Consider the following 24,144-nt stretch of genomic DNA (forward strand, 5'->3'; position numbering starts at 1 on the left):
GAGAAAAACGCCGCATTGCCCGAACCCATCAGCGCAGAAATAGAGAAGGTGATTAGCGTCATCAGCAGAATGATCGACGCTGCGCTGAGCCCAAACTCGCTGGACATATTCAGCAGCGCATCCACCGCGCCGGTGGCTTTTAGCCCGGCGGAGAACACTTCACCGGCGATAATCAACGTAACCACGGTGGCAAACACGCTGCCCATGCTGTCGAATACCCGCTGTAAACCGGCCATCACGTCGCGCGCGTTACGATGACGTAAGTACTCACAAAACAGACTGATAAAGACGCTAATCAGAACCGCCGTATCCAGCGTAATGCGCAGCTGACTAAACGCCAGGCTACTGCACAACAGCATCAGCACCAGTGGCAGCATCGGCAGGAACATATAAAAAATCGGCGCTTGCGGGCCTTCATTTTCATTCAGCGTCACATCTGACTGTGGTGCGGTTTCTTCCCGCTGGCGCTTATCAAAAAAGCGCTGCACCACAATGTGCAACACGGCGATAAACAGCACCACCGGGACTACCACCGGCAACTGGTCGCGCACAAAATATTCCACTACTTCTACGCCTGCGGTTTTAGCGGCCAGCACCGAGTTACCGGAGCCGGGGCCAAATTCCACGGCGCAGGTGCTGGCGATCACCGCTGCAACAGCGGCTCGGCTACAGCCCAGGCGCGTCAATAATGGGTAAAGCGTCGCCATAAGCAACAGGCCCAGCCCGGTTGCGCTGCTGATAAACAGCGATAAAAACTGGCCGAGGATCAAGGCCAGCCCCAGCAGCAGATAGGGCGAGTTGAGTTTTTGTAGCGGGCGAGAGGTGAGACGCACCAGTACCTGGCTGGCACCGATGGCAGACATATACACTGCGAACCCGCCAATCAGCATGATTTGCAGTCCCAGCCCGCCAAGGCGTACGCTCAGGGTATCGCGAATAAACTCAAACGCATCAAAGGCGCTGACCCCGGTAGTTTTCTTCACCAGCCCGCTGATATCCGACATGTTGAAAATCTGGGCGATAAACAGCAGCGCCAGGCCGGTTAACAGCAACACCGCCTGAGGATTATATTTTTTAAGGATCAGCCGACCGGCAAAAATCACGGCGATAAGTGCTATCAGTAATGACATGGCCTGGCCCTCATTCAAAATTGCCGCGTACCAGACACTCGCCGGACGCGAACATAAGCTGTCCGGCGGCGTAAGTCTGATGAAGCGTCAGATCATCGTTCAGTACGCAGAGATCGGCGCGCTCGCCCACGGCGATGCGTCCGCCGCTAATGCTTAAAGAGTTGGCCACGTTCGACGTTAGCATCGCCAGCGCCTGCTCTACCGGAATACCAGCGTCAACAAGCCGCGGCAAGAGTTGAATATTGCCGTCGACCGGCGCAGCGGAAAGGCCCTCCACCACGCCGTTGGCGTTGAAGCGCGGCACGCTGCCGTTGCCATCGGAACTGATGGTGATGCAGTTCGGCGCGACGCCGGATTCCAGCGCATGAACAATCGCCTCTTCCTGCGGCGCATAGCGGCTGCCGCCTGACGTGACGTCGATCATGCCGCCGCGCCGGGCGAAAGCGATCGCCTGCTCAAACAGCGGTGCGGTGCGGGCCACGTGGGTCGGCGAGAGATGGTGAATGGGTAATCCGGCATCGCATAGTGCATTCAGCGCGTCAAAGCCTTCAGGTAATCCGCCGAGATGAATATGCAGCAGGCCTTTTTTCCCTGCCAGCAACGCCGCGACGCGAATATCACTCACCAGCCGCAGCAATTCCTGCACCGTTGGGAAAGAGCCGCGATGATCGGCAAGGGCGATTTTGACGCCGAGAATGGCAGGAATAAATGCAATATCGTCCCGCACATTGCCGGTGATAGTGCGGGTAGGCAACTCATAGGAGCCGGTATGCATAAATGCCCGGATCCCTTCCAGATTGAGCGCCTGCATTTTGGCATACAGATCTTTCGGTGAACGCGAAATGCCATCGGTGCCCAGCACGCCTACCACGGTGGTAATGCCTGCGGAAATCAGGCGAGTGAGACTGCACGCTGGCGTTCTGCTGGCAAACCCCGCCTCGCCACCACCGCCGGTCAAATGGACGTGCTGATCGATAAAGCCGGGAACCAGCCATTTTCCTTTACAGTCGTGCGTGGCCACAGGGAAAGGGAGCGTGGGGCAGGTATCGCTAATACTGACAATCTTATCGCCGTACAGTAAGACGGACTGTCTACCCAAATCCTTTGGTGCAAAAACCCTGGCATTGGTCAGTAACGTAAACATATCAAGCCTGCTATGTGTGTAAGAAAGGGGAGGTAAAGCGTGGCGGCTTATAAAGGGGGTAAATGAAATCGGTGCCGCTGCACTAAAAGGTAAAGTTTTACTTTTTGTGTGGCTATTGCGGATTTAGTATCGGGTGATACCGAAACGGCATAGCAGGGCGAAACACATGGACAGTAAATGGCTGGAAGATTTCTTAAGCCTGAGTCGGCACGGCAACTTTTCACTTGCCGCCCGTGAGCGGTGTGTTACCCAACCGGCATTCAGCCGCCGGGTTAAGGCGCTGGAAGAGACGCTGGGCGCGCCGCTGTTTGACAGAACCACCACGCCCGTAACGCTCACGCGCTACGGCGAGCGCTTTGAGCCTTATGCCCGGCAAGTAGTTTCTGCGCTGAAGGAGGCGCAGCACGAGTTATCCTGTATGCTGCCGCAGACCGATAACACTATTGTGATGGTGAGCCTGCATACCCTGTCGATTAATGTGCTGCCAGACATGATTAATTACCTGCATCGTACCTATCCTGAAGCCCGCTTTACGGTGAATGCCTGTATGCAGGGTATCGATAATCACTTTAACGCCTTGCTGAATCGCCAGATCGATTTGCTGATCACTTACGATTTACTGCAGGCCCAGCCCTCGCTGGAAACGGCAGAACAGCTGAAGCGCACGGTCTGGCGCTACGAACGTTTTATTCCGGTGATGGCCGCGCATTTGATGCCGCTGGTTGACGATGAGCACAGCCCTATACCCTGGCTGCGCTACAGTGATTACACGTTTGTACAGCAAATTATCGCCCCCGCTGAAAAGCAGGTTGCCGCCCGGCTTAAGCCAGTTTTTGAAAGCGGATTAAGCGAAAGCATTCGCGAAATGGTGCTGCGTGGGATGGGGCTGGCGTGGCTACCGGAATCCACCATTGCGGAACAGCTGGCCAGCGGCGAACTGGTGCAACTCTGGCCGGACAATGCCTCCCGGCAGCGCGAAATCGCGATTGTGATTTGGTGCCAGCGCCAGGAGAATCGCCCAATTCTTAGCCTGTGTTGGGAGAAATTGTCCCGAAAGTCACATGGTTGATGTTTTTTTCTGCAAACGCGCCAGGATGGTGAAAATGGTCTTGCGCGCCACCCTGGCTTTGGTTAGTATTCACACCCGCTTCAGTGGGGAATGACAAACGCCTCCCACTTTACTTGGTGAAGCAATTGGTATGCGGTTAACCCGCAAGGAACAGGTTGATTATGTACGAAGCTCTTTTAGTAGTTTTCCTTATTGTAGCCATTGGCCTGGTAGGTCTGATCATGCTGCAACAAGGTAAAGGCGCTGATATGGGAGCCTCCTTTGGAGCAGGCGCTTCCGCCACGCTGTTTGGTTCAAGTGGTTCTGGTAACTTCATGACCCGCATGACGGCTATTCTGGCGACGCTGTTCTTCATCATCAGCCTGGCTCTGGGTAATATCAATAGCAACAAAACCAATAAAGGAAGCGAGTGGGATAACCTGAACGCACCAGCTCAGACTGAGAAAGTTCAGGACGCAGCGCCGGCTAAACCGACCAGCGATATCCCGCAGTAAGTTGTCAGCTTCAGTACGGTTATCGACGAAGCCGTACACAAAGTGCCGAGGTGGTGGAATTGGTAGACACGCTACCTTGAGGTGGTAGTGCCCGATTGGGCTTACGGGTTCAAGTCCCGTCCTCGGTACCAAATCTAAGCAAAACTTGCATTTTAGACGTTTTAGGCGTAGTATTTGCCACGTTTTCGGACGCGGGGTGGAGCAGCCTGGTAGCTCGTCGGGCTCATAACCCGAAGGTCGTCGGTTCAAATCCGGCCCCCGCAACCACTTTCCCTGAAAGTTTTTTTTCAAATAGACTGTGAATAGCGGTTGACGCTTTACACTATGAAATTTGAAAGAAAATTCTCTCGGAAGTGTCCGGGTCGCGCAAGCGGCTTACAGGGTTCAGTTATTAAAAGCCCCGATTTATCGGGGTTTTTTGTTATCTGAGTTAATAATAACTGGGCTTTATGCCCTTTTTTTATGTCTTGGGGGTGGGCTTGTCCACATTAGAGCAAAAATTAACAGAGATGATTACAGCGCCGGTTGAAGCACTGGGCTATGAACTTGTCGGCATCGAGTTTCTTCGTGGTCGCACATCGACGCTGCGCATCTATATTGATAGTGAAGATGGCATCAATGTTGACGATTGTGCTGATGTTAGCCACCAGGTGAGTGCTGTACTCGACGTCGAAGATCCGATCACTGTGGCATATAACCTGGAAGTGTCCTCGCCAGGTCTCGACCGTCCGCTGTTCTCCGCTGAGCATTACACGCGTTTTCTCGGTGAAGAAGTCACGGTAGTGCTGCGTATGGCGGTTCAGAACCGCCGTAAATGGCAGGGTGTCATCAAAGCCGTTGAAGGCGAAATGATCACCGTAACGGTTGAGGGCAAAGACGAAGTGTTCGCGCTGAGCAACATTCAGAAAGCGAATCTGGTTCCCCATTTTTAACAGTCTGGATTGAGGCGAAGCCCAGGATGAACAAAGAAATTTTGGCTGTTGTTGAAGCTGTTTCTAACGAAAAAGCGGTTCCGCGCGAGAAGATTTTCGAAGCGCTGGAAAGTGCCCTGGCCACGGCAACCAAGAAAAAATACGAACAAGAGATCGACGTGCGTGTCAGCATCGATCGTAAAAGCGGTGATTTTGATACCTTCCGTCGCTGGATGGTGGTGGAAGAAGTCACTCAGCCGACCCGTGAAATCACATTAGAAGCGGCGCAGTACGAAGATCCGAACTTCAACGTCGGCGACTATGTAGAAGATCAGATTGAATCGGTCACTTTTGACCGTATCACCACCCAGACCGCGAAGCAGGTTATCGTACAAAAAGTGCGTGAAGCCGAGCGCGCGATGGTGGTCGATCAGTTCCGCGAGCACGAAGGCGATATCATTACCGGCGTGGTGAAGAAAGTGAACCGCGACAACATCAGCCTCGATCTGGGAAGCAACGCTGAAGCCGTTATTCTCCGTGAAGACATGCTGCCGCGTGAAAACTTCCGTCCGGGCGACCGCATTCGCGGCGTGCTGTACTCTGTACGCCCTGAAGCGCGCGGCGCGCAGCTGTTCGTGACCCGTTCCAAACCGGAAATGCTGATCGAACTGTTCCGCATCGAAGTGCCGGAAATTGGCGAAGAAGTCATTGAAATTAAAGCAGCCGCTCGCGATCCAGGTTCCCGTGCCAAAATCGCGGTGAAAACCAACGATAAGCGTATCGACCCGGTTGGCGCTTGTGTTGGGATGCGTGGCGCGCGCGTTCAGGCGGTGTCTACCGAACTGGGCGGCGAGCGTATCGACATCGTTCTGTGGGACGATAACCCGGCGCAGTTCGTGATCAACGCCATGGCACCAGCCGATGTGGCGTCTATCGTGGTGGATGAAGATAAACACACCATGGATATCGCCGTTGAGGCTGGCAACCTGGCGCAGGCGATCGGTCGTAACGGCCAGAACGTGCGTCTTGCTTCGCAGTTAAGCGGTTGGGAACTCAACGTGATGACCGTTGAAGACCTGCAAGCGAAGCATCAGGCCGAAGCGCATGCGGCGATTGATACCTTCACCAAACATCTTGATATTGATGAAGATTTCGCCACGATTCTGGTTGAAGAAGGTTTCTCGACTCTTGAGGAACTGGCTTACGTGCCAATGAAAGAGCTGCTTGAAATCGACGGGCTGGATGAAGCGACCGTTGAAGCATTGCGCGAACGTGCCAAAAACGCACTCACGACGCTGGCGTTGGCTCAGGAAGAAAGCCTCGGCGACAAGAAGCCGAGTGAAGATCTGTTAGCCCTTGAAGGCATGGATCGCGCTCTTGCCTGGAAGCTGGCTGCTCGTGGGGTTTGTACGCTGGAAGACCTCGCCGAACAAGGCGTTGATGACCTTTCAGATATTGAAGAGTTGACGGATGAGAAAGCCGGTGAGCTGATCATGGCCGCGCGTAATATCTGTTGGTTTGGTGACGAAGCGTAATAAACTGTAGCAGGAAGGAACAGCATGACTGATGTAACCGTAAAAGCGCTGGCCGCAGAGATTCAGACCTCGGTGGACCGCCTGGTACAGCAATTCGCTGATGCAGGGATCCCCAAGTCCGCTGAAGACTCTGTGACGGCACAAGAGAAACAAACTTTACTGGCGCACCTGAACCGTGAACATGGTTCGGCACCGGATAAGTTGACATTACAGCGCAAAACGCGCAGTACTTTAAGCATTCAAGGTACCGGTGGTAAGAGCAAATCGGTACAGATCGAAGTCCGCAAGAAACGCACCTTTGTAAAACGTGATCCGGCTGAGGCAGAACGCCTCGCCGCGGAAGAGCAAGCGCAGCGTGAAGCGGAAGAGCAGGCCCAACGTGAAGCAGAGGAAGCTGCAAAGCGCGAGGCTCAGGAAAAAGCGAAGCGTGAAGCGCAAGAGAAAGCCAAACGCGACGCAGACGAAAAGGCTAAACGTGAGCTTGCAGACCAGGCTAAACGCGAAGCTGCGGAAAATAGTAAAGTGAGCAATCAACAAACTGACGAAGCAACCAAGGCCGCTCAGGCTGAAAAAGCCCGCCGTGAAGCAGAAGCCAATGAGCTGAAGCGTAAGGCTGAAGAAGAAGCGCGTCGTAAACTCGAAGAAAACGCTCGCCGTGTCGCTGAAGAAGCACGCCGTATGGCTGAAGAAAACGCTGCGGGCTGGACCAGCACTGAAACCGTAGAAGAAGACAAGAGTGATTACCACGTCACCACGTCTCAGCACGCTCGTCAGGCTGAAGATGACAGCGATCGCGAAGTAGAAGGCGGCCGTGGCCGTGGGCGTAACACGCCTAAAGTTGCCCGTCAGAAAAAAGGCAACAAACACGCCGAATCTAAAGCCGATCGTGAAGAAGCCCGTGCGGCTGTTCGTGGCGGAAAAGGCGGAAGACAGCGTAAAGGCAGCGCACTGCAGCAGGGCTTTAATAAGCCAGCTCAGGCCGTTAACCGCGACGTTGTGATCGGTGAAACCATCACCGTTGGCGAACTGGCTAACAAGATGGCGGTGAAAGGCTCTCAGGTTATCAAAGCGATGATGAAACTGGGCGCAATGGCCACCATCAACCAGGTCATCGACCAGGAAACCGCACAGCTGGTTGCCGAAGAGATGGGCCACAAAGTTATCCTGCGTCGTGAAAACGAGCTGGAAGAAGCGGTAATGAGCGACCGTGATACGGGTGCCGCAGCCGAAGCGCGCGCGCCGGTCGTGACCATCATGGGTCACGTTGACCACGGTAAAACCTCGCTGCTCGACTATATTCGTTCAACCAAAGTGGCCTCCGGCGAAGCGGGTGGTATTACCCAGCACATCGGTGCTTACCACGTGGAAACCGACAATGGCATGATCACCTTCCTGGATACCCCGGGCCACGCCGCGTTTACCGCGATGCGTGCACGTGGTGCTCAGGCAACGGATATCGTGGTTCTGGTTGTGGCGGCTGACGACGGCGTGATGCCGCAGACTATCGAAGCTATCCAGCACGCGAAAGCGGCGCAGGTGCCGGTGGTGGTTGCCGTGAACAAAATCGATAAGCCAGAAGCCGATCCGGATCGCGTGAAGAACGAACTGTCCCAGTACGGTATCATGCCGGAAGAGTGGGGCGGCGAGAGCCAGTTCATTCACGTATCCGCGAAAGCCGGTACCGGTATTGACGACCTGCTGGATGCCATCCTGCTGCAGGCTGAAGTTCTCGAACTGAAAGCCGTCCGCAAAGGTATGGCAAGCGGCGTGGTTATCGAATCCTTCCTGGACAAAGGCCGTGGCCCGGTTGCCACCGTTCTGGTTCGCGAAGGTACGCTGAACAAAGGCGATATCGTGCTGTGCGGCTTCGAATATGGCCGTGTGCGTGCGATGCGTGACGAACTGGGTCGCGAAGTGACCGAAGCGGGTCCGTCTATCCCGGTTGAGATCCTCGGCCTGTCCGGTGTTCCGGCTGCGGGTGATGAAGTGACCGTGGTACGTGACGAGAAGAAAGCGCGTGAAGTGGCTCTGTATCGTCAGGGTAAATTCCGTGAAGTGAAACTGGCTCGCCAGCAGAAATCTAAACTGGAAAACATGTTCGCCAACATGACCGAAGGCGAAGTGTCCGAAGTGAACATCGTGCTGAAAGCCGACGTTCAGGGTTCTGTGGAAGCCATCTCCGACTCGCTGCTGAAACTCTCCACCGACGAAGTGAAGGTGAAGATTGTCGGCTCCGGCGTGGGTGGTATCACCGAGACCGATGCGACGCTGGCTACCGCGTCCAACGCGATTCTGGTTGGCTTCAACGTGCGTGCCGATGCCTCTGCCCGCCGCGTTATCGAAGCGGAAAGCCTGGATCTGCGCTACTACTCCGTCATCTATCATCTGATTGATGAAGTGAAAGCGGCGATGAGCGGCATGCTGTCTCCGGAACTGAAACAGCAGATCATCGGTCTGGCTGAAGTACGTGATGTGTTTAAATCACCGAAATTCGGTGCGATCGCGGGCTGTATGGTTACCGAAGGCACGATTAAACGTCACAACCCAATCCGCGTACTGCGCGACAACGTGGTTATCTATGAAGGCGAGCTGGAATCCCTGCGCCGCTTCAAAGATGACGTTAACGAAGTCCGTAACGGCATGGAATGTGGTATCGGCGTGAAGAACTACAACGACGTTCGCGTTGGCGATATGATCGAAGTGTTCGAAGTCATTGAGATTAAACGTACCATCGCTTAATCGGGCTGATGTGACTGCTTAATTTTAGGGGGGCCGAGTGCCCCCCGATTTGTCTGGAGATTTTACTATGGCGAAAGAATTTGGTCGCCCGCAGCGGGTGGCTCAGGAAATGCAAAAAGAAATTGCCATTATCCTGCAGCGCGAAATCAAAGACCCGCGTTTAGGTCTGATGACCACCGTATCCGGCGTGGAAATGTCCCGCGATCTGGCCTATGCGAAGGTGTTCGTCACGTTTTTGAACGATAAAGACGAAGACGCCATCAAAGCGGGCATTAAAGCGCTTCAGGAAGCGTCCGGTTTTATCCGTTCGCTGCTGGGTAAAGCAATGCGTCTGCGTATTGTGCCGGAATTAACCTTCTTCTATGACAACTCACTGGTAGAAGGGATGCGCATGTCGAACCTGGTGAGTAATGTCATCAAGGACGACGAAGCGCGCCGCGTCAACCCGGACGACAGCAAGGAGGACTGATGAGTCGTCCTCGTCGTCGCGGTCGCGATGTGCATGGCGTGTTGTTGCTGGATAAGCCCGGCGGGCTCTCGTCCAACGACGCGCTGCAAAAAGTTAAACGCCTCTACAATGCCAACCGGGCAGGGCATACCGGCGCGCTGGATCCGCTGGCGACCGGTATGTTGCCGATTTGCCTTGGCGAGGCAACAAAGTTTTCCCAATATTTGCTTGATTCCGATAAGCGTTATCGCGTGATTGCGCGGCTCGGGCAGCGCACCGATACCTCGGACGCCGACGGCAATATCGTCGAGGAAAGACCGGTAACGTTTTCTGCGCAGGAGCTGGAAAGCGCACTGGAGAGTTTCCGTGGTGAGACCCAACAGGTCCCGACCATGTTCTCGGCGCTAAAGTATCAGGGCAAACCGCTGTACGAGTATGCGCGTCAGGGGATTGTGGTGCCGCGTGAAGCGCGTCCGATCACCGTTTATGAGCTGCTGTTTATTCGTCATGAAGGGCTGGAACTGGAGCTGGAAGTTCACTGCTCCAAGGGCACTTATATCCGCACCATCATTGACGATCTGGGTGAAAAGCTCGGCTGCGGCGCGCATGTTAGCTATCTGCGTCGGCTTGCGGTGAGTAAATACCCTGTCGAACGCATGGTGACGCTGGAGCAGCTGACTGCGCTGCGCGCTCAGGCGGATGAAGAAGGCGTTGATTTGTCGGTAGTTCTTGACCCGCTGTTAATGCCGATGGACAGTCCGGCTTCGGATTTCCCGGTGGTGAATATTCCACCTGTGACTGCGGGCTATTTTAAAAATGGCCAGCCGGTACGCGTTGCAGACGTGCCGCTGCACGGCCTGGTGCGCGTAACCGAAGGCGATGAACAGAAGTTTATCGGCATGGGTGAAATTGATGACGAGGGACGCGTCGCGCCCCGTCGTCTGGTGGTGGAATACCACGACTAACGTTTGCGATAAGCTGCTGTGACAGGTAGAATATTGCGGCTAAATACGCTGCCAGTCGTTATTTTAACGCCGGCAGGTATCTCGGGTGGCTGAATTAGAGATCGGCACCCTCTTTTTTATCTATAATTTGGAGTTGAAAATGTCTCTAAGCGTTGAAGCTAAAGCTAAAATCGTTTCTGAGTTCGGTCGTGGTACTAACGACAGCGGTTCTACCGAAGTTCAGGTTGCTCTGCTGACTGCTCAGATTAACCACCTGCAAGGTCACTTTGCAGAGCACAAAAAAGATCACCACAGCCGTCGTGGTCTGCTGCGCATGGTTTCTCAGCGTCGTAAACTGCTCGACTACCTGAAACGTAAAGATGTAGCACGTTACACCAGCCTGATCGAACGTCTGGGCCTGCGTCGCTAATTCTTGCGAGTTTCAGAAAAGGGGGCCTTTACGGCCCCTTTTTTCAACCAGATGGCAGAATTCAATAGTAAACTACTGTATTGTTGCCTGAAGGGATCTTCTTGTGCAGAGGTTCGCGCGGCTAATGAGAGGCTTGACTCCGCGACGGGGTTAGGATTGTCATTAGTCGCGAGGATGCAAAGAAGGTCAATACTCAACAGCACGCCGCAGCGGTGTGCTGTCATTCATTAAGAAAGGGTATTATTTTGCTTAATCCGATCGTTCGTAAATTTCAATATGGTCAACATACCGTCACGTTAGAGACCGGTATGATGGCGCGCCAGGCTACCGCCGCAGTGATGGTAAGCATGGACGACACCGCAGTATTCGTGACCGTTGTGGGTCAGAAAAAAGCCAAACCGGGTCAGGATTTCTTCCCGCTGACCGTTAACTATCAAGAGCGTACCTACGCTGCTGGCCGTATCCCGGGTAGCTTCTTCCGTCGTGAAGGCCGCCCGAGCGAAGGCGAAACCCTGATCGCGCGCCTGATTGACCGTCCGGTTCGTCCGCTGTTCCCGGAAGGCTTCGTTAACGAAGTTCAGGTCATCGCGACCGTGGTTTCCGTGAACCCGCAGGTTCACCCGGACATCGTGGCAATGATTGGCGCATCCGCGGCCCTGAGCCTGTCTGGTATTCCGTTCAACGGCCCAATCGGCGCTGCACGCGTTGGCTATATCAACGACCAGTACGTGCTGAACCCGACGGCTGACGAGCTGAAAAACAGCAAGCTGGATCTGGTGGTTGCCGGTACCGAAGGCGCTGTACTGATGGTTGAATCCGAAGCTGAACTGCTGAGCGAAGACCAGATGCTGGGCGCAGTAGTGTTTGGCCACGATCAACAGCAGGTTGTTATCGAAAACATCAACGCCCTGGTCGCCGAAGCGGGCAAACCGCGTTGGGACTGGCAGCCGGAAGCCGCTAACGACGCGCTGAACAGCCGCGTTGCTGCGCTGGCTGAAACGCGTCTGAGCGACGCTTACCGCATCACCGACAAACAAGAACGTTATTCCCAGATCGACGCGATTAAATCCGACGTCATCGCTGCGCTGCAGGCTGAACAGGCTGAAGGCGACGCGCTGGATGAAAACGAGCTGAACGACATTCTGCACGCTATCGAGAAAAACGTAGTACGTAGCCGCGTTCTGCGTGGTGAGCCGCGTATTGATGGCCGTGAAAAAGACATGATCCGTGGTCTGGACGTTCGTACCGGCGTACTGCCGCGTACTCACGGTTCGGCACTGTTCACCCGTGGCGAAACGCAGGCACTGGTTACCGCAACGCTGGGGACCGCACGCGATGCGCAGAACCTGGACGAGCTGATGGGCGAACGTACTGACAACTTCCTGTTCCACTACAACTTCCCTCCGTACTCCGTGGGTGAAACCGGGATGGTGGGCTCGCCGAAGCGTCGTGAAATCGGCCACGGTCGCCTGGCGAAACGCGGCGTGATGGCAGTTATGCCGGATGCAGAGCGCTTCCCGTACACCGTTCGCGTGGTGTCGGAAATCACCGAATCCAACGGTTCTTCTTCCATGGCTTCCGTGTGTGGCGCATCTCTGGCGCTGATGGACGCGGGCGTGCCGATCAAAGCCGCCGTTGCGGGTATCGCAATGGGTCTGGTGAAAGAAGGCGACAACTTCGTGGTGCTGTCCGACATTTTGGGTGATGAAGATCACCTGGGCGACATGGACTTTAAAGTAGCCGGTAGCCGTGAAGGTATCTCCGCGCTGCAGATGGATATCAAAATCGAAGGCATCACCCGCGAAATCATGCAGGTGGCACTGAACCAGGCTAAGGGCGCGCGTCTGCACATCCTGAGCGTAATGGAACAGGCTATCAACGCACCGCGTGGCGACATCTCCGAATTCGCTCCGCGTATCCACACCATCAAGATCAACCCGGACAAGATCAAAGACGTGATCGGTAAGGGCGGTTCTGTGATCCGTGCGCTGACCGAAGAAACCGGCACCACCATCGAAATTGAAGATGACGGCACCGTGAAAATCGCGGCTACCGACGGTGAAAAAGCCAAACACGCTATTCGCCGTATCGAAGAGATCACCGCTGAAATCGAAGTGGGTCGCGTTTATAACGGTAAAGTCACCCGTATCGTTGACTTCGGTGCGTTTGTTGCCATTGGTGGCGGCAAAGAAGGCCTGGTACACATTTCCCAAATCGCTGACAAGCGCGTTGAGAAAGTAACTGATTATCTGCAGATGAATCAGGAAGTGCCGGTCAAAGTTCTGGAAGTGGATCGCCAGGGCCGTATCCGTTTAAGCATTAAAGAAGCAGCCGAGCCGTCTCAGCCGGCGGCCGCACCGGAAGCTCCGGCAGCACCGCAAGCTGAATAAGGGTTGCCATTAGGCTCTCCATGTTCGCATGGAGAGCTCTTTGATACCGGGCTGGAAGCCGGGTTTGCAACCGGGGAACAGGACGTTCATCCAATTGTTGTCTTCGGGAGTGGGAAATGAAGCCTTTTTTGCGCTGGTGTTTCGTTGCGACAGCTCTCACGCTGGCAGGATGCAGCAACTCTGCCTGGCGTAAGAGTGAAGTCCTCGCGGTACCATTGCAACCGACTTTACAGCAAGAAGTCATTCTGGCTCGCATGGAACAAATTCTTGCCAGTCGGGCTTTAACCGATGATGAACGCGCTCAGCTTTTATATGAGCGCGGAGTGTTGTATGATAGTCTTGGTTTGCGGGCACTGGCGCGAAATGATTTTTCACAAGCGCTGGCTATCCGCCCCGATATGCCTGAAGTATTCAATTACTTAGGCATTTATTTAACGCAGGCAGGCAATTTTGATGCTGCCTATGAAGCGTTTGATTCTGTACTTGAGCTTGAACCAACTTACAACTACGCGCATTTAAACCGCGGTATCGCCCTCTATTACGGCGGACGTTACCAGTTAGCGCAAGATGATCTGCTGGCGTTTTATCAAGACGATCCCAATGATCCTTTCCGTAGTCTGTGGCTCTATATTGCTGAACGCAAACTGGATGAGAAACAGGCCAAAGCGTCGTTACAACAACGCTTAGACAAATCGGATAAAGAGCAATGGGGATGGAACATTGTCGAGTTCTACCTGGGCAACATTAACGAAGCAACGTTAATGGATCGGCTCAAGGCGGACGCAACGGATAACACCTCGCTCGCTGAGCATCTCAGTGAAACCAACTTCTATTTAGGTAAGTACTACCTAAGTCTGGGGGATACGGACAGCGCTACGGCACTGTTCAAGTTAGCGGTAGCTAACAACGTACATAACTACGTTGAACACCGTTACGCATTGTTGGAACTAGCACTCTTGGGCCAGGAGCAAGAAGACCTGGCAGAATCGGACCAGCAATAGCTGACGGACATCTATCAGCCCAAAACTTTTTTAAAGTCATCACCTTAGCGGGTGAGGGCGTTTTTGTTCGTCAATCAACCAAATTTGAGCCGGTTCACACTTTTCAATGAAAATTGCAGATCTTTTTCATGATGAGTTATGTAGACTGGCCGCCATTTATCTTGAGGCACACGTACTACATGACTGAATTCGAAACCACTTTTTCTGATCTGGGGCTGAAGACTCCTATCCTTGAAGCCCTTAACGATCTGGGTTACGAAAAGCCATCTCCAATCCAGGCCGAGTGTATTCCGCACCTGCTTGGTGGCCGCGATGTTCTGGGTATGGCCCAGACAGGCAGCGGCAAAACCGCAGCGTTCTCATTACCGCTGCTGAACAACCTTGATCCTGAATTGAAAGCGCCGCAAATCCTGGTGCTGGCCCCGACCCGCGAACTGGCGGTTCAGGTTGCTGAAGCAATGACGGACTTCTCTAAACATATGCATGGCGTAAACGTGGTAGCCCTTTACGGTGGCCAGCGTTATGACGTGCAGCTGCGCGCCCTGCGTCAGGGCCCACAGATTGTTGTGGGTACTCCAGGTCGCCTGCTTGACCATTTAAAACGCGGTACGCTGAACCTGTCCAACCTGAGCGGTCTGGTACTGGACGAAGCGGATGAAATGCTGCGTATGGGCTTCATCGAAGACGTTGAAACCATCATGGCGCAGATCCCGGAAGGTCATCAGACCGCCCTGTTCTCCGCTACCATGCCGGAAGCGATTCGCCGCATTACCCGCCGCTTTATGAAAGAGCCGCAGGAAGTGCGCATTCAGTCCAGCGTGACCACTCGCCCGGACATCAGCCAGAGCTACTGGACTGTATACGGCATGCGTAAAAACGAAGCGCTGGTGCGTTTCCTGGAAGCGGAAGATTTTGACGCGGCGATTATTTTCGTGCGCACCAAAAACGCGACCCTGGAAGTAGCCGAAGCGCTGGAGCGCAGCGGTTACAACAGCGCCGCGCTGAACGGTGACATGAACCAGGCGCTGCGTGAGCAGACCCTGGAACGCCTGAAAGATGGTCGTCTGGACATCCTGATCGCCACCGACGTTGCGGCCCGTGGCCTGGACGTTGAGCGTATCAGCCTGGTCGTTAACTACGATATCCCGATGGATTCAGAATCCTACGTTCACCGTATTGGCCGTACCGGTCGTGCGGGTCGTGCTGGCCGCGCGCTGCTGTTCGTTGAGAACCGCGAGCGTCGTCTGCTGCGCAACATCGAACGCACCATGAAGCTGACCATTCCGGAAGTAGAACTGCCGAACGCAGAACTGCTGGGCAAACGCCGCCTGGAGAAATTCGCCGCTAAAGTACAGCAGCAGTTGGAAAGCAGCGATCTGGATCAGTACCGCGCTCTGCTGGCGAAAATCCAGCCGACCGCAGAAGACGAAGAGCTGGACATCGAAACCCTGGCTGCCGCGCTGCTGAAAATGGCGCAGGGCGAACGTCCGCTGATCCTGCCGCCGGATGCGCCGATGCGTCCGCGTCGTGAGTTCCGTGAGCGTGACGATCGTTTCGAGCGTCGCGGCGATCGTAACGATCGTGGTCCGCGTAGCGACCGTCCTCAGCGCGAGGGTGAAGATCGTCCGCGTCGTGAGCGTCGTGACGTTGGCGACATGGAGCTGTATCGCATTGAAGTGGGCCGTGATGATGGCGTTGAAGTTCGTCATATCGTTGGCGCGATTGCTAACGAAGGCGACATCAGCAGCCGTTACATCGGTAACATTAAGCTGTTTGCGTCCCACTCCACCATTGAGCTGCCGAAAGGCATGCCGGGCGAAGTTCTGCAACACTTCACCCGCACGCGTATTCTCAACAAACCGATGAATATGCAGCTGCTGGGCGACGCGCAACCGCGTCCGGATCGCGGTGGTGAACGTCGTGGCGGCGGCGCTGGTGCTGGCCGTGGCGGTTTCGGTGGCGAGCGTCGTGAAGGCGGTCGTAGCGAAGGTCGTCGTTTCAGCGGTGAACGTCGTGAAGGCGGCGCAGGCCGTAGCTTCAGCGGCGAGCGTCGTGAAGGTGGCCGTGGCCCGCGTCGTGAAGATGGCGCTGCACCGTCCCGCCGTCGTTTCGGCGACGCATAAGGTCTGAACGCCTTACGCTTTACAAACTGTAAAGTTTAATAAACAGTCCCGATCAAAATGATTGGGACTTTTTTTATCTGGATTGTACTCGTGTACTGGTACAATGACGCATCCGCTTTCCGGATCCGATCGTTAATACAGGACATAACATGGCAACCCTCTCCACCACCAGCGTCTCGCCCTCCATTCTGGGCGGCATTGTTATTATTGCCGGCACCATCATCGGCGCAGGAATGTTCTCTCTGCCGGTCGTGATGTCAGGCGCGTGGTTTTTCTGGTCACTGGCGGCGTTAGGGGTTACCTGGTTCTGCATGCTCCATTCCGGCTTAATGATCCTCGAAGCAAACCTCAACTACGCGCCCGGTGCCAGCTTCGATACCATGACTAAAGATCTGCTCGGCAAAAACTGGACGTGGATCAACGGCCTCTCCATCGCCTTTGTACTGTATATCCTGACCTACGCCTATATCTCGGCGAGCGGCTCGATACTGCATCACACGCTGTCGGAAATGTCGCTGTCGTTTTCTCCCCGGCTGGCGGGACTGATCTTCGCGTTGATCGTGGCGTTTGTGGTCTGGCTTAGCACCCGTGCGGTGAGCAGGATGACGGCGATTGTGCTGGGCGCGAAGGTGATTACGTTCTTCCTGACTTTCGGCAGCCTGTTGGGCCACGTTGAGCCTGCCACGCTGTTTAACGTTGCGGAGCCTCAGCCATCCTACCTGCCGTATTTGTTGATGACGCTGCCATTCTGCCTGGCGTCATTTGGCTATCACGGCAACGTGCCGAGCCTGATGAAGTATTACGGCAAAGATCCGCGCACCATTGTGCGCTGCATTGTGTGGGGAACGCTGATTGCGCTGGCGCTGTATACCGTCTGGCTGCTGGCGACCATGGGGAATATCCCGCGTCCGGCGTTTATTGAGATTGCCCAAAAAGGCGGCAATATTGATGTGCTGGTCCAGGCGCTGGCGGGCGTGCTCAACAGTAAGACGCTCGACCTGCTGTTAATCATCTTCTCTAACTTTGCGGTCGCCAGCTCGTTCCTCGGCGTCACCCTGGGTCTGTTTGACTACCTGGCGGATTTATTCGGCTTCGATGATTCCGCGCTGGGGCGTTTCAAAACCGTGCTGTTAACCTTTGTGCCGCCGATTGCGGGCGGCATGCTGTGGCCGAACGGATTTTTGTACGCTATCGGCTATGCCGGGCTGGCTGCGACTATCTGGGCTGCAATTGTACCTGCGCTGTTGGCCAGGGCGTCGCGTAAGCGCTTCGGCAGCCCGCTGTTTCGCGTCTGGGGCGGGACGCCGATGATTGTGCTGATCCTGGTTTTCGGCATCGGTAATGCGCTGGTGCATCTGTTATCGACGGCGAACCTGCTGCCAGTTTATCAATAAAAAAACGCCCTCCGATGTGGAGGGCGCTCTGTTACAACGATTCGCGAACCTGCATCGCTAAATCGAAGGAGTGGAGACGGGCCTGATGATCGAAAATCTGCCCGTTAACCATGATTTCATCGGCCTCGGTTTCCCGCAGGATCGACAGCAAGCCGTGGCGCACTTTAGCCTTATCGCCCACCAGAGACATGCCCAGCGCCTGCTGGACGCCATACTGCTCCGCCGGGCTCCAGATACTCTCCATGCTTTCCACCGGCGGCGGCAGCTGTCCGGCCTCGCCGCGGCGCAGCTTCACAAACGCCTGCTGCATTGAGGTAAACAAAAACTCCGCGTCGCGATTGCTGTCGGCTGCCACGATATTGATGCACACCAGCGCGTACGGTTTTTCCAGCCGCCCGGACGGTTTGAACTGGGTACGATACAGATGCAGCGCCTGGAACAGCATATCCGGCGCGAAGTGCGAGGCAAATGCGAAGGGCAGCCCCATCTGAGCCGCCAGCTGTGCGCTATACAGGCTGGAGCCTAACAGCCACAGCGGGATTTTCGCGCCGTAGCCCGGCACCGGACGCACGGCAGGGTGCGGATCGCGCGCGTCAAACCACTCCACCAGCTCGTTCACATCGCGCGGGAAGTTATCAATATCGCCGCTCATATGGCGGCGCAGCGCCATCATGGTGCGTTGATCGCTGCCCGGCGCGCGGCCCAGCCCCAGCTCAATGCGGCCAGGATACAGCGCGTCCAGAGTGCCGAACTGTTCGGCAATCACCAGCGGAGAGTGGTTGGGCAGCATCACGCCGCCTGAGCCCAGGCGCAGTGTGGAGGTATTCGCGGCAAGATAGCCGATCAGCACCGACGTCGCCGCGCTGGCGATGCCGGTCATATTGTGATGTTCAGCCAGCCAGTAGCGGTGATAGCCGCGCGCTTCGGCAAGTTTGGCTAAATCCAGAGAATGATGGAACGCGTCCCGGGCGCTGAGCCCTTGCGGGATCGGGGCCAGGTCAAGCAAAGAGAAAGGTACAGTTGATTGCGTGGTCATAGCAGCTCACTTTGTCACAGCACTGTTTCAGATTAAAGGTCTGCCTCCGGCGCGCATGCGCCAGAAAGCTGTACCTTTTAATACTGCATTAAAATCCGCTGATTGCTGTTAACAAAGTGAGCTTTTTTTAGGCCTGCAGCTCAAGCCCCGCCAGACGACGCCAGTAACCGTTGCAGTCGCTGTTGGCTTCCAGCGCCAGCGGCGCAGCGCCTGCCTCATTGGCACGAAAGGCGTTGAGCATGTCGATGGTGTCCGTGCCCATCGGAGAAAGCCGCACTACATCTACCAGACCCTGCATAGAGGTTAACTCGTTGCCGAGATTGTAGACGTAGCCGCTCATGGTCTGGATACCGTTCAGCACAAACACCTGCTGGCCTTCCTGGGAATGAATCACCCGCCCATGTGGGTATTTGATGCAGCAGGTTTCGCATTCATCTTTAGGCCGATCCTCTGATCGCGCGGTAAAGCAGCGGGCGGAGTAGGCCAGCGGCAGATGACCGTAGCTCAGCACTTCCACCTCGAACTGCTGGCGAATGCCCAGATCTTCGCACTGGGTCAGTAAATTCACCAGCCAGTCGCGGGAGAGTTCCACGGGCATACACCAGCGCATCATGCCCTGTTTCGCCAGGCGGCGCAGCGTGACGGCGTTATAGCAGTTGAGCGCATGGCTGGCGACAAACGGCAACCCGCGTTCCCAGGCCATATTCACGGTGCCGAAATCGCTGGCCTCAATCAGAAACTCGCCGTTTTCCACATAACGCTTCAGCTCGTTAAGCTCCGATGGTGCCTGTACCAGCGCTAAGGTGGAGATGACGACCTGTTTGCCGCTGGCCGCGACGGTTTTCGCCATCTCCAGCCAGTCGCCCACTTTGGTATCGCGGCGCTTGCTGCACACCGACTCGCCAAGATAGATAATATCGGCGCGGCTGTTGGCCGCTGCCTGATAAAACTGTTCCAGCGTCGCTTTCGGCCAGTAATACAGTACTGGCCCTAATGAATATTTCATTGTGGTTCCTTTACTGCCATTTGCGGTGATACGCGCCGAGCGTGGTTTGCGTGCCTTCGGACATCGCGCCGAGGGTGTCCATCCAAGCCTGCTGCGGCTGGAACTGTTGCGGATCCGTCATGCAGCGGTCGATGGCTTGCCGCCACACTTTCGCCACCTGGCTAACGTATGCCGGGCTACGCTGGCGGCCTTCGATTTTCACCGAGGCGATATTGGCAGCCAGCAGCTCCGGCAGCAGTTCCAGGGTGTTGAGGCTGGTGGGTTCTTCAAGGGCGTGATAGCGCTGGTCGTCAACCAGATAGCGCCCTTTACACAGCGTCGGGTAGCCCGCGTTCTCCCCGTCCTGATAGCGGTCGATCAGTACGTCATTGAGGCGTGATTCCAGGCCCTGAGGCGTCTGCTGCCAGCGCACAAAACGCGCTGGTGAGCACGCGCCGACGGTGTTGGGCGATTCGCCGGTCAGGTAAGAAGAGAGATAGCAGCGGCCTTCCGCCATGATGCACAGGCTACCAAAGGCAAATACTTCCAGCGGCACCGGCGTCACGCGCGCCAACTGCTTAACCTGATGGATAGACAGCACGCGAGGCAGCACAACCCGCGCCACATCAAAGTTGCGCTGGTAAAAACGGATCGCCTCTTCATTGGTGGCGGATGCCTGCACCGAGACGTGGCGCTCCACGTGCGGATAGCGCTCGGCGGCGTACTCCAGCATCGCGATATCCGCCAGAATCAGGGCATCGGCTCCGGATTGCGCTGCCATGTCCACTGCGCGCTCCCAGCGCTGATAGCCATCGGGATGGGCAAAGGTGTTAATCGCAATATGCAGCTTGCGGCGGTGTTGATGGACCACATTCACCGCTTCCTGAAGTTTCTTATCAGTAAAGTTGAGGCCTGCAAAATGGCGGGCGTTGGTATCGTCTTTCAGGCCGATATAAACCGCATCAGCCCCGTTTTCGATAGCCGCTTTCAGTGCCGGCAAGTTTCCGGCAGGACACAGCAACTCCATAGACTTTCCTGAAGGTGAGGGGGCGGACATAAATCGTCGCCATATTGTTAATGAACGGCGATTTTAGTTAACCTGGCGGCGACAAGATTTGATTTGAGGCAGTTAAACGCGTATTGATGAAACCAATAAAGAGGTAATCAAAACGTTTAAAATCTTGATTTACGCCGCTATGCCGCAGGAACGATATGGCACAATGATGGGTCGATAGTTATCAAGGAGTAGAGCTCGTGTTAGATCAACTGCGTTCGCGCCTGGTTCGTCTTGGCCCCTCACTGATGAGGACGCCCGTTAAGCTGGCGCCCTTTGCTCTGAAACGACAGGTTCTTGAGCAGGTGCTGGCCTGGCAGTTCCGTCAGGCGCTTGAAGAAGGAGAGCTTGAATTCCTTGACGGGCGCTGGTTATGCATTGAAGTACGGGATATCGGCCTGCGATGGTTTACTTCGGTGGAAAACGACCGGCTGGTGGTCAAAGAAGATGCCCCGGCTGACGTCAGTTTCAGCGCCGATGCCAGCGATCTTTTAATGATCGCCGCACGCAAACAGGACCCGGATACGCTATTCTTCCAGCGCCGGTTGATTATTGAAGGCGATACCGAACTTGGTTTGTATGTTAAAAACCTGATGGATGCCATTGAGCTGGAGGCGATGCCGAAACCGCTGCGCATCATGCTTCTGCAACTGGCTGACTTCGTCGAAGCGGGTCTGAAAGACCAGCCGTCGACCAAAGCAACCTCAGTAGGTGAACCATGCTAATTCGTGTAGAAATACCCATAGATGCCCCCGGTATTGACGCGCTGCTGCGCCGGACGTTTAAAGACGGCGGCGAGGCGGATCTGATTCACGATCTGCGTGAAGACGGCATGTTGACGTTAGGGCTGGTGGCTACCGATGATGAAGGTCAGGTGGTCGGCTACGTCGCGTTCAGCCCGGTAAGCGTGCAGGGTGAAGATCTCCAGTGGGTGGGCCTTGCGCCGCTGGCGGTAGAAGAATCGCTGCGTGGCCAGGGCCTGGCACGCCAGCTGGTTTACGAAGGGCTCGACTCCCTGAATGAATTTGGCTACGCCGCCGTGGTAACGCTGGGCGATCCGGCGCTGTATGGCCGTTTCGGTTTTGAACTGGCCGCGCACTACGATTTACACTGCCGCTGGCCGGGGACGGAAGCGGCATTCCAGATCCATCCGCTGGCTCCCGATGCGATGAAGGGCGTAAGCGGTCTGGTGGAATATCACGAGCACTTCAATCGTTTCTAATCGCAGGCGCTGGTAAATCTGGAAACAGATCCGCCAGCGCGATTTCTCCCGCCACCAGTCGCTCCTTTTCCCGCTTCGGCAACTGCTTAATACGGTATTCAATGCGCAGCGCTTGTGAGCGCTCACCAACTTGTTGAGCGAATACCAGGGTTAGCGCACCTTTGCCCCGCAGCGAGCGCGCGCCTTTACCGGTCTGATGCTGAAGCAGACGGCGTGCGGTATCGGTAGTGACACCGGTATAGAGCCGATTGTCGGCGGTGCGAATCAAATAGAGAAACCAGCAGTTCATAAAGCGTATTCGGACGAGGATTTTGCCGCACCTTATCACGCTTTCCCGGCAGCGACACTGTGGTAGTGTGTCGGCAAACCTTTTCAGGAGGCATTATGGAAGCACTGGAAGCCATCAGCCGCTGGCTCGCTAAACAGCATGTGGTGAGCTACTGCGTAGCGAACGACCAGGATATGTGGTGCGCGAACGCGTTTTACCTGTATTGCCCACAGGCAGTCGCGTTTTATCTGTTAAGCGATCCGCAGACCCGGCACGGGCAAATCAGCGGCGGCAAAGCGAGAGTGGCGGGCACCGTAAGCGGGCAGACAAAAAACGTGGCGTTAATACGCGGGGTGCAGTTTAAAGGCGAGCTTGAGCTGTTGGAGGGTGAAGCGTCAGCAAGCCTTCGCGAGCGCTATAACCGACGCTTCCCCATAGCCAGAGCGATGTCAGCGCCGGTCTGGTCGATCCGGCTGGATGAACTTAAATTCACCGACAACACCCTTGGCTTTGGCAAAAAACATATCTGGCAGCGTTAACCGTTAGCTGCCTAGCAGGCGTAGCGCCTCGCGGTTAAAGGCGGGTAAATCGTCCGGAGTACGGCTGGTGACCAACTGGTCTTTATCGACCACCACTTCCTGGTCGAAAAACTCTGCGCCCGCGTTTTTCACATCAATCACGATGGGCGTTACCGCCGTCAGCTTACGGCCACGGATCACATCGGCGCTAATCAGCAGCTGTGGACCGTGACAAATGGCGAATACCGGTTTGCCGCTTTCAACAAACTCACGGGTAAAATCGACAAAGCGGCTATCACCACGCAGGTGATCCGGTGAATGACCGCCCGGCAGCAATAGCGCATCGAATTCATCAGGTTTTACGTCATCAATGCCTTTATCGATAGTCACCTGAGCTTCGCCTTTTTTACCTTTTACGGTATTGCCGGCTTGCTTCTCGATGGTGATCACTTCATGGCCCGCTTTTTTAAATTCTTCCGCCGGGGAGGTGAACTCGGAATCTTCGAACTCGTCGGTAATCAGGACTGCAATCTTCTTGCTCATGTTTACTCCTCAGTTCGTTTTAGACACACCTAATCACTGAAAATAGTGAATACTGACTATTAAGCCTGGTTGAAGGGCATGGCTTTGCAACACGGATTAATCTGCAAGGGGGAAATAATGAGCCGGGTATTGATTACGGGGGCCAGCGGTTTAGTTGGCGGCCACTTACTTAGACTACTGAACGACGAGCCGCGCATTGAAACCATCGTCGCGCCCAGCCGCAGGCCGCTTGCGCCCATGAAAAAAATGTTTAACCCCCACGATCCGCAGCTTACGGATGCGTTAGCCCAGGCCACCGAGCCGGTGGATATCGTGTTCTGCTGTCTCGGTACCACCCGGCGCGAGGCGGGCAGCAAAGAGGCGTTTGTTCATGCCGATTTTACCCTGGTGGTAGATACCGGCCTGACGGGGTTACGCCTTGGCGCAACGCATGTGCTGGTGGTCAGCGCGATGGGCGCGAATGCCCATTCGCCATTTTTTTACAATCGGGTCAAAGGCGAGATGGAAGAGACGCTGCGCGCCCAGGGCTGGCCGCGTTTGACCATCGCCCGGCCATCGATGCTGCTGGGGCATCGCAATAAAAAACGCTTTAACGAATCGCTGTTTGCGCCGCTCTTCAGCCTGCTGCCAGGGAAATGGAAAGCGATTCATGCGCGGGACGTCGCGCTGGCGATGTTTCAGGATGCGATGACAGGAGGGAAACCAGGCGTGACGATTCTGGACTCTGCTGAACTGCGGGAAAAAGCGCAGCTGGCGGCGCGATAGA

24 protein-coding genes and 2 tRNA genes are annotated in these 24,144 nt (G+C 55.3%); 19 read left to right on the plus strand and 7 right to left on the minus strand.

Translation table 11 applies throughout. The features are described from left to right. Window positions 1-1,130 (minus strand): C4-dicarboxylate transporter DcuC (gene dcuC, locus FND52_RS13250; protein WP_144131302.1); only part of this gene is annotated, 1,130 nt, incomplete at its 3' end. Window positions 1,131-1,140: 10 nt separating this feature from the next. Continuing rightward, complete coding sequence (gene iadA / locus FND52_RS13255) at window positions 1,141-2,274, minus strand: beta-aspartyl-peptidase (protein WP_144131304.1); 1,134 nt, start codon at window positions 2,272-2,274, stop codon at window positions 1,141-1,143. Between the two features lie 166 nt (window positions 2,275-2,440). Here iadA and FND52_RS13260 point away from each other — a divergent pair, with 166 nt between their 5' ends. From FND52_RS13260 to mtr, 15 genes are all read left to right on the plus strand, one after another. Then, window positions 2,441-3,343, plus strand: a complete 903-nt coding sequence (locus FND52_RS13260) for a LysR family transcriptional regulator (protein ID WP_125294251.1) — start codon at window positions 2,441-2,443, stop codon at window positions 3,341-3,343. Between the two features lie 161 nt (window positions 3,344-3,504). Further along, window positions 3,505-3,837: a preprotein translocase subunit SecG gene (gene secG / locus FND52_RS13265; RefSeq protein ID WP_125294252.1), complete on the plus strand. Its 333-nt coding sequence runs from the start codon at window positions 3,505-3,507 to the stop codon at window positions 3,835-3,837. Window positions 3,838-3,881: 44 nt separating this feature from the next. Continuing rightward, a tRNA-Leu gene (locus FND52_RS13270) sits at window positions 3,882-3,968 on the plus strand. 59 nt (window positions 3,969-4,027) lie between these two features. Beyond that, window positions 4,028-4,104, plus strand: a tRNA-Met gene (locus FND52_RS13275). Window positions 4,105-4,316: 212 nt separating this feature from the next. Further along, the gene (rimP, locus tag FND52_RS13280; protein ID WP_144131306.1) at window positions 4,317-4,769 is read left to right on the plus strand and encodes a ribosome maturation factor RimP; all 453 of its coding nucleotides are present in this window, start codon (window positions 4,317-4,319) and stop codon (window positions 4,767-4,769) included. A gap of 26 nt (window positions 4,770-4,795) precedes the next feature. Continuing rightward, window positions 4,796-6,283, plus strand: a complete 1,488-nt coding sequence (nusA, locus tag FND52_RS13285; protein WP_125294254.1) for a transcription termination factor NusA — start codon at window positions 4,796-4,798, stop codon at window positions 6,281-6,283. Between the two features lie 24 nt (window positions 6,284-6,307). Then, complete coding sequence (gene infB / locus FND52_RS13290; protein WP_125294255.1) at window positions 6,308-9,022, plus strand: translation initiation factor IF-2; 2,715 nt, start codon at window positions 6,308-6,310, stop codon at window positions 9,020-9,022. 67 nt (window positions 9,023-9,089) lie between these two features. Then, a complete protein-coding gene (rbfA, locus tag FND52_RS13295) occupies window positions 9,090-9,491 on the plus strand; it encodes a 30S ribosome-binding factor RbfA (RefSeq protein ID WP_125294256.1) in 402 nt (133 codons plus the stop codon). Next, window positions 9,491-10,435: a tRNA pseudouridine(55) synthase TruB gene (gene truB, locus FND52_RS13300; protein WP_144131308.1), complete on the plus strand. Its 945-nt coding sequence runs from the start codon at window positions 9,491-9,493 to the stop codon at window positions 10,433-10,435. The genes rbfA and truB overlap by 1 nt, the downstream gene beginning before the upstream one ends. A gap of 139 nt (window positions 10,436-10,574) precedes the next feature. Beyond that, window positions 10,575-10,844, plus strand: coding sequence for a 30S ribosomal protein S15 (gene rpsO / locus FND52_RS13305; protein ID WP_002434239.1), 270 nt, complete (start codon window positions 10,575-10,577; stop codon window positions 10,842-10,844). A 245-nt stretch (window positions 10,845-11,089) separates the two neighbouring features. Further along, window positions 11,090-13,234 carry a polyribonucleotide nucleotidyltransferase gene (gene pnp, locus FND52_RS13310; protein ID WP_125294258.1) on the plus strand — a complete coding sequence of 715 codons (2,145 nt, stop codon included), beginning with the start codon at window positions 11,090-11,092 and terminating at the stop codon, window positions 13,232-13,234. A gap of 116 nt (window positions 13,235-13,350) precedes the next feature. Next, window positions 13,351-14,235, plus strand: a complete 885-nt coding sequence (nlpI, locus tag FND52_RS13315) for a lipoprotein NlpI (protein WP_144131310.1) — start codon at window positions 13,351-13,353, stop codon at window positions 14,233-14,235. Between the two features lie 106 nt (window positions 14,236-14,341). Further along, a complete protein-coding gene (gene yrbN, locus FND52_RS13320) occupies window positions 14,342-14,422 on the plus strand; it encodes a protein YrbN (protein WP_121497548.1) in 81 nt (26 codons plus the stop codon). Then, the gene (locus tag FND52_RS13325; RefSeq protein WP_125294260.1) at window positions 14,415-16,358 is read left to right on the plus strand and encodes a DEAD/DEAH family ATP-dependent RNA helicase; all 1,944 of its coding nucleotides are present in this window, start codon (window positions 14,415-14,417) and stop codon (window positions 16,356-16,358) included. The genes yrbN and FND52_RS13325 overlap by 8 nt, the downstream gene beginning before the upstream one ends. A gap of 149 nt (window positions 16,359-16,507) precedes the next feature. Next, window positions 16,508-17,752 carry a tryptophan permease gene (gene mtr / locus FND52_RS13330; protein WP_144131312.1) on the plus strand — a complete coding sequence of 415 codons (1,245 nt, stop codon included), beginning with the start codon at window positions 16,508-16,510 and terminating at the stop codon, window positions 17,750-17,752. Between the two features lie 31 nt (window positions 17,753-17,783). On the opposite strand, the gene FND52_RS13335 is transcribed toward mtr, so the two are convergent. From FND52_RS13335 to ubiU, 3 genes are all read right to left on the minus strand, one after another. Next, window positions 17,784-18,788 carry a luciferase-like monooxygenase gene (locus FND52_RS13335; protein ID WP_125294262.1) on the minus strand — a complete coding sequence of 335 codons (1,005 nt, stop codon included), beginning with the start codon at window positions 18,786-18,788 and terminating at the stop codon, window positions 17,784-17,786. Between the two features lie 127 nt (window positions 18,789-18,915). After that, window positions 18,916-19,794 carry a U32 family peptidase gene (locus tag FND52_RS13340; protein WP_144131314.1) on the minus strand — a complete coding sequence of 293 codons (879 nt, stop codon included), beginning with the start codon at window positions 19,792-19,794 and terminating at the stop codon, window positions 18,916-18,918. A 10-nt stretch (window positions 19,795-19,804) separates the two neighbouring features. Next, a complete protein-coding gene (ubiU, locus tag FND52_RS13345; protein WP_144131316.1) occupies window positions 19,805-20,800 on the minus strand; it encodes a ubiquinone anaerobic biosynthesis protein UbiU in 996 nt (331 codons plus the stop codon). 227 nt (window positions 20,801-21,027) lie between these two features. Here ubiU and ubiT point away from each other — a divergent pair, with 227 nt between their 5' ends. Further along, window positions 21,028-21,552 carry a ubiquinone anaerobic biosynthesis accessory factor UbiT gene (ubiT, locus tag FND52_RS13350; protein WP_125294265.1) on the plus strand — a complete coding sequence of 175 codons (525 nt, stop codon included), beginning with the start codon at window positions 21,028-21,030 and terminating at the stop codon, window positions 21,550-21,552. Next, window positions 21,546-22,049, plus strand: coding sequence for a GNAT family N-acetyltransferase (locus FND52_RS13355; protein ID WP_125294266.1), 504 nt, complete (start codon window positions 21,546-21,548; stop codon window positions 22,047-22,049). The genes ubiT and FND52_RS13355 overlap by 7 nt, the downstream gene beginning before the upstream one ends. Here the strand turns inward: FND52_RS13355 and FND52_RS13360 are convergent. Then, window positions 22,036-22,338, minus strand: coding sequence for a GIY-YIG nuclease family protein (locus tag FND52_RS13360; RefSeq protein ID WP_125294267.1), 303 nt, complete (start codon window positions 22,336-22,338; stop codon window positions 22,036-22,038). The two genes, FND52_RS13355 and FND52_RS13360, sit on opposite strands and share 14 nt — an antisense overlap. A 95-nt stretch (window positions 22,339-22,433) precedes the next feature. Here FND52_RS13360 and FND52_RS13365 point away from each other — a divergent pair, with 95 nt between their 5' ends. Continuing rightward, complete coding sequence (locus tag FND52_RS13365) at window positions 22,434-22,856, plus strand: YhbP family protein (protein WP_144131318.1); 423 nt, start codon at window positions 22,434-22,436, stop codon at window positions 22,854-22,856. A 3-nt stretch (window positions 22,857-22,859) separates the two neighbouring features. Here the strand turns inward: FND52_RS13365 and FND52_RS13370 are convergent, their stop codons facing one another. Next, a complete protein-coding gene (locus FND52_RS13370) occupies window positions 22,860-23,378 on the minus strand; it encodes a type 1 glutamine amidotransferase domain-containing protein (protein WP_125294269.1) in 519 nt (172 codons plus the stop codon). 117 nt (window positions 23,379-23,495) lie between these two features. On the opposite strand from FND52_RS13370, the gene FND52_RS13375 reads away from it, so the two are divergent. Further along, entirely contained in the window at window positions 23,496-24,143 is a 648-nt protein-coding gene (locus FND52_RS13375; protein ID WP_144131320.1) for an NAD-dependent epimerase/dehydratase family protein, read from the plus strand. Window position 24,144: the final 1 nt, after the last annotated feature.

The sequence above is a fragment of the Atlantibacter subterraneus genome (assembly GCF_007570865.1).
Taxonomy (GTDB): domain Bacteria; phylum Pseudomonadota; class Gammaproteobacteria; order Enterobacterales; family Enterobacteriaceae; genus Atlantibacter; species Atlantibacter subterraneus.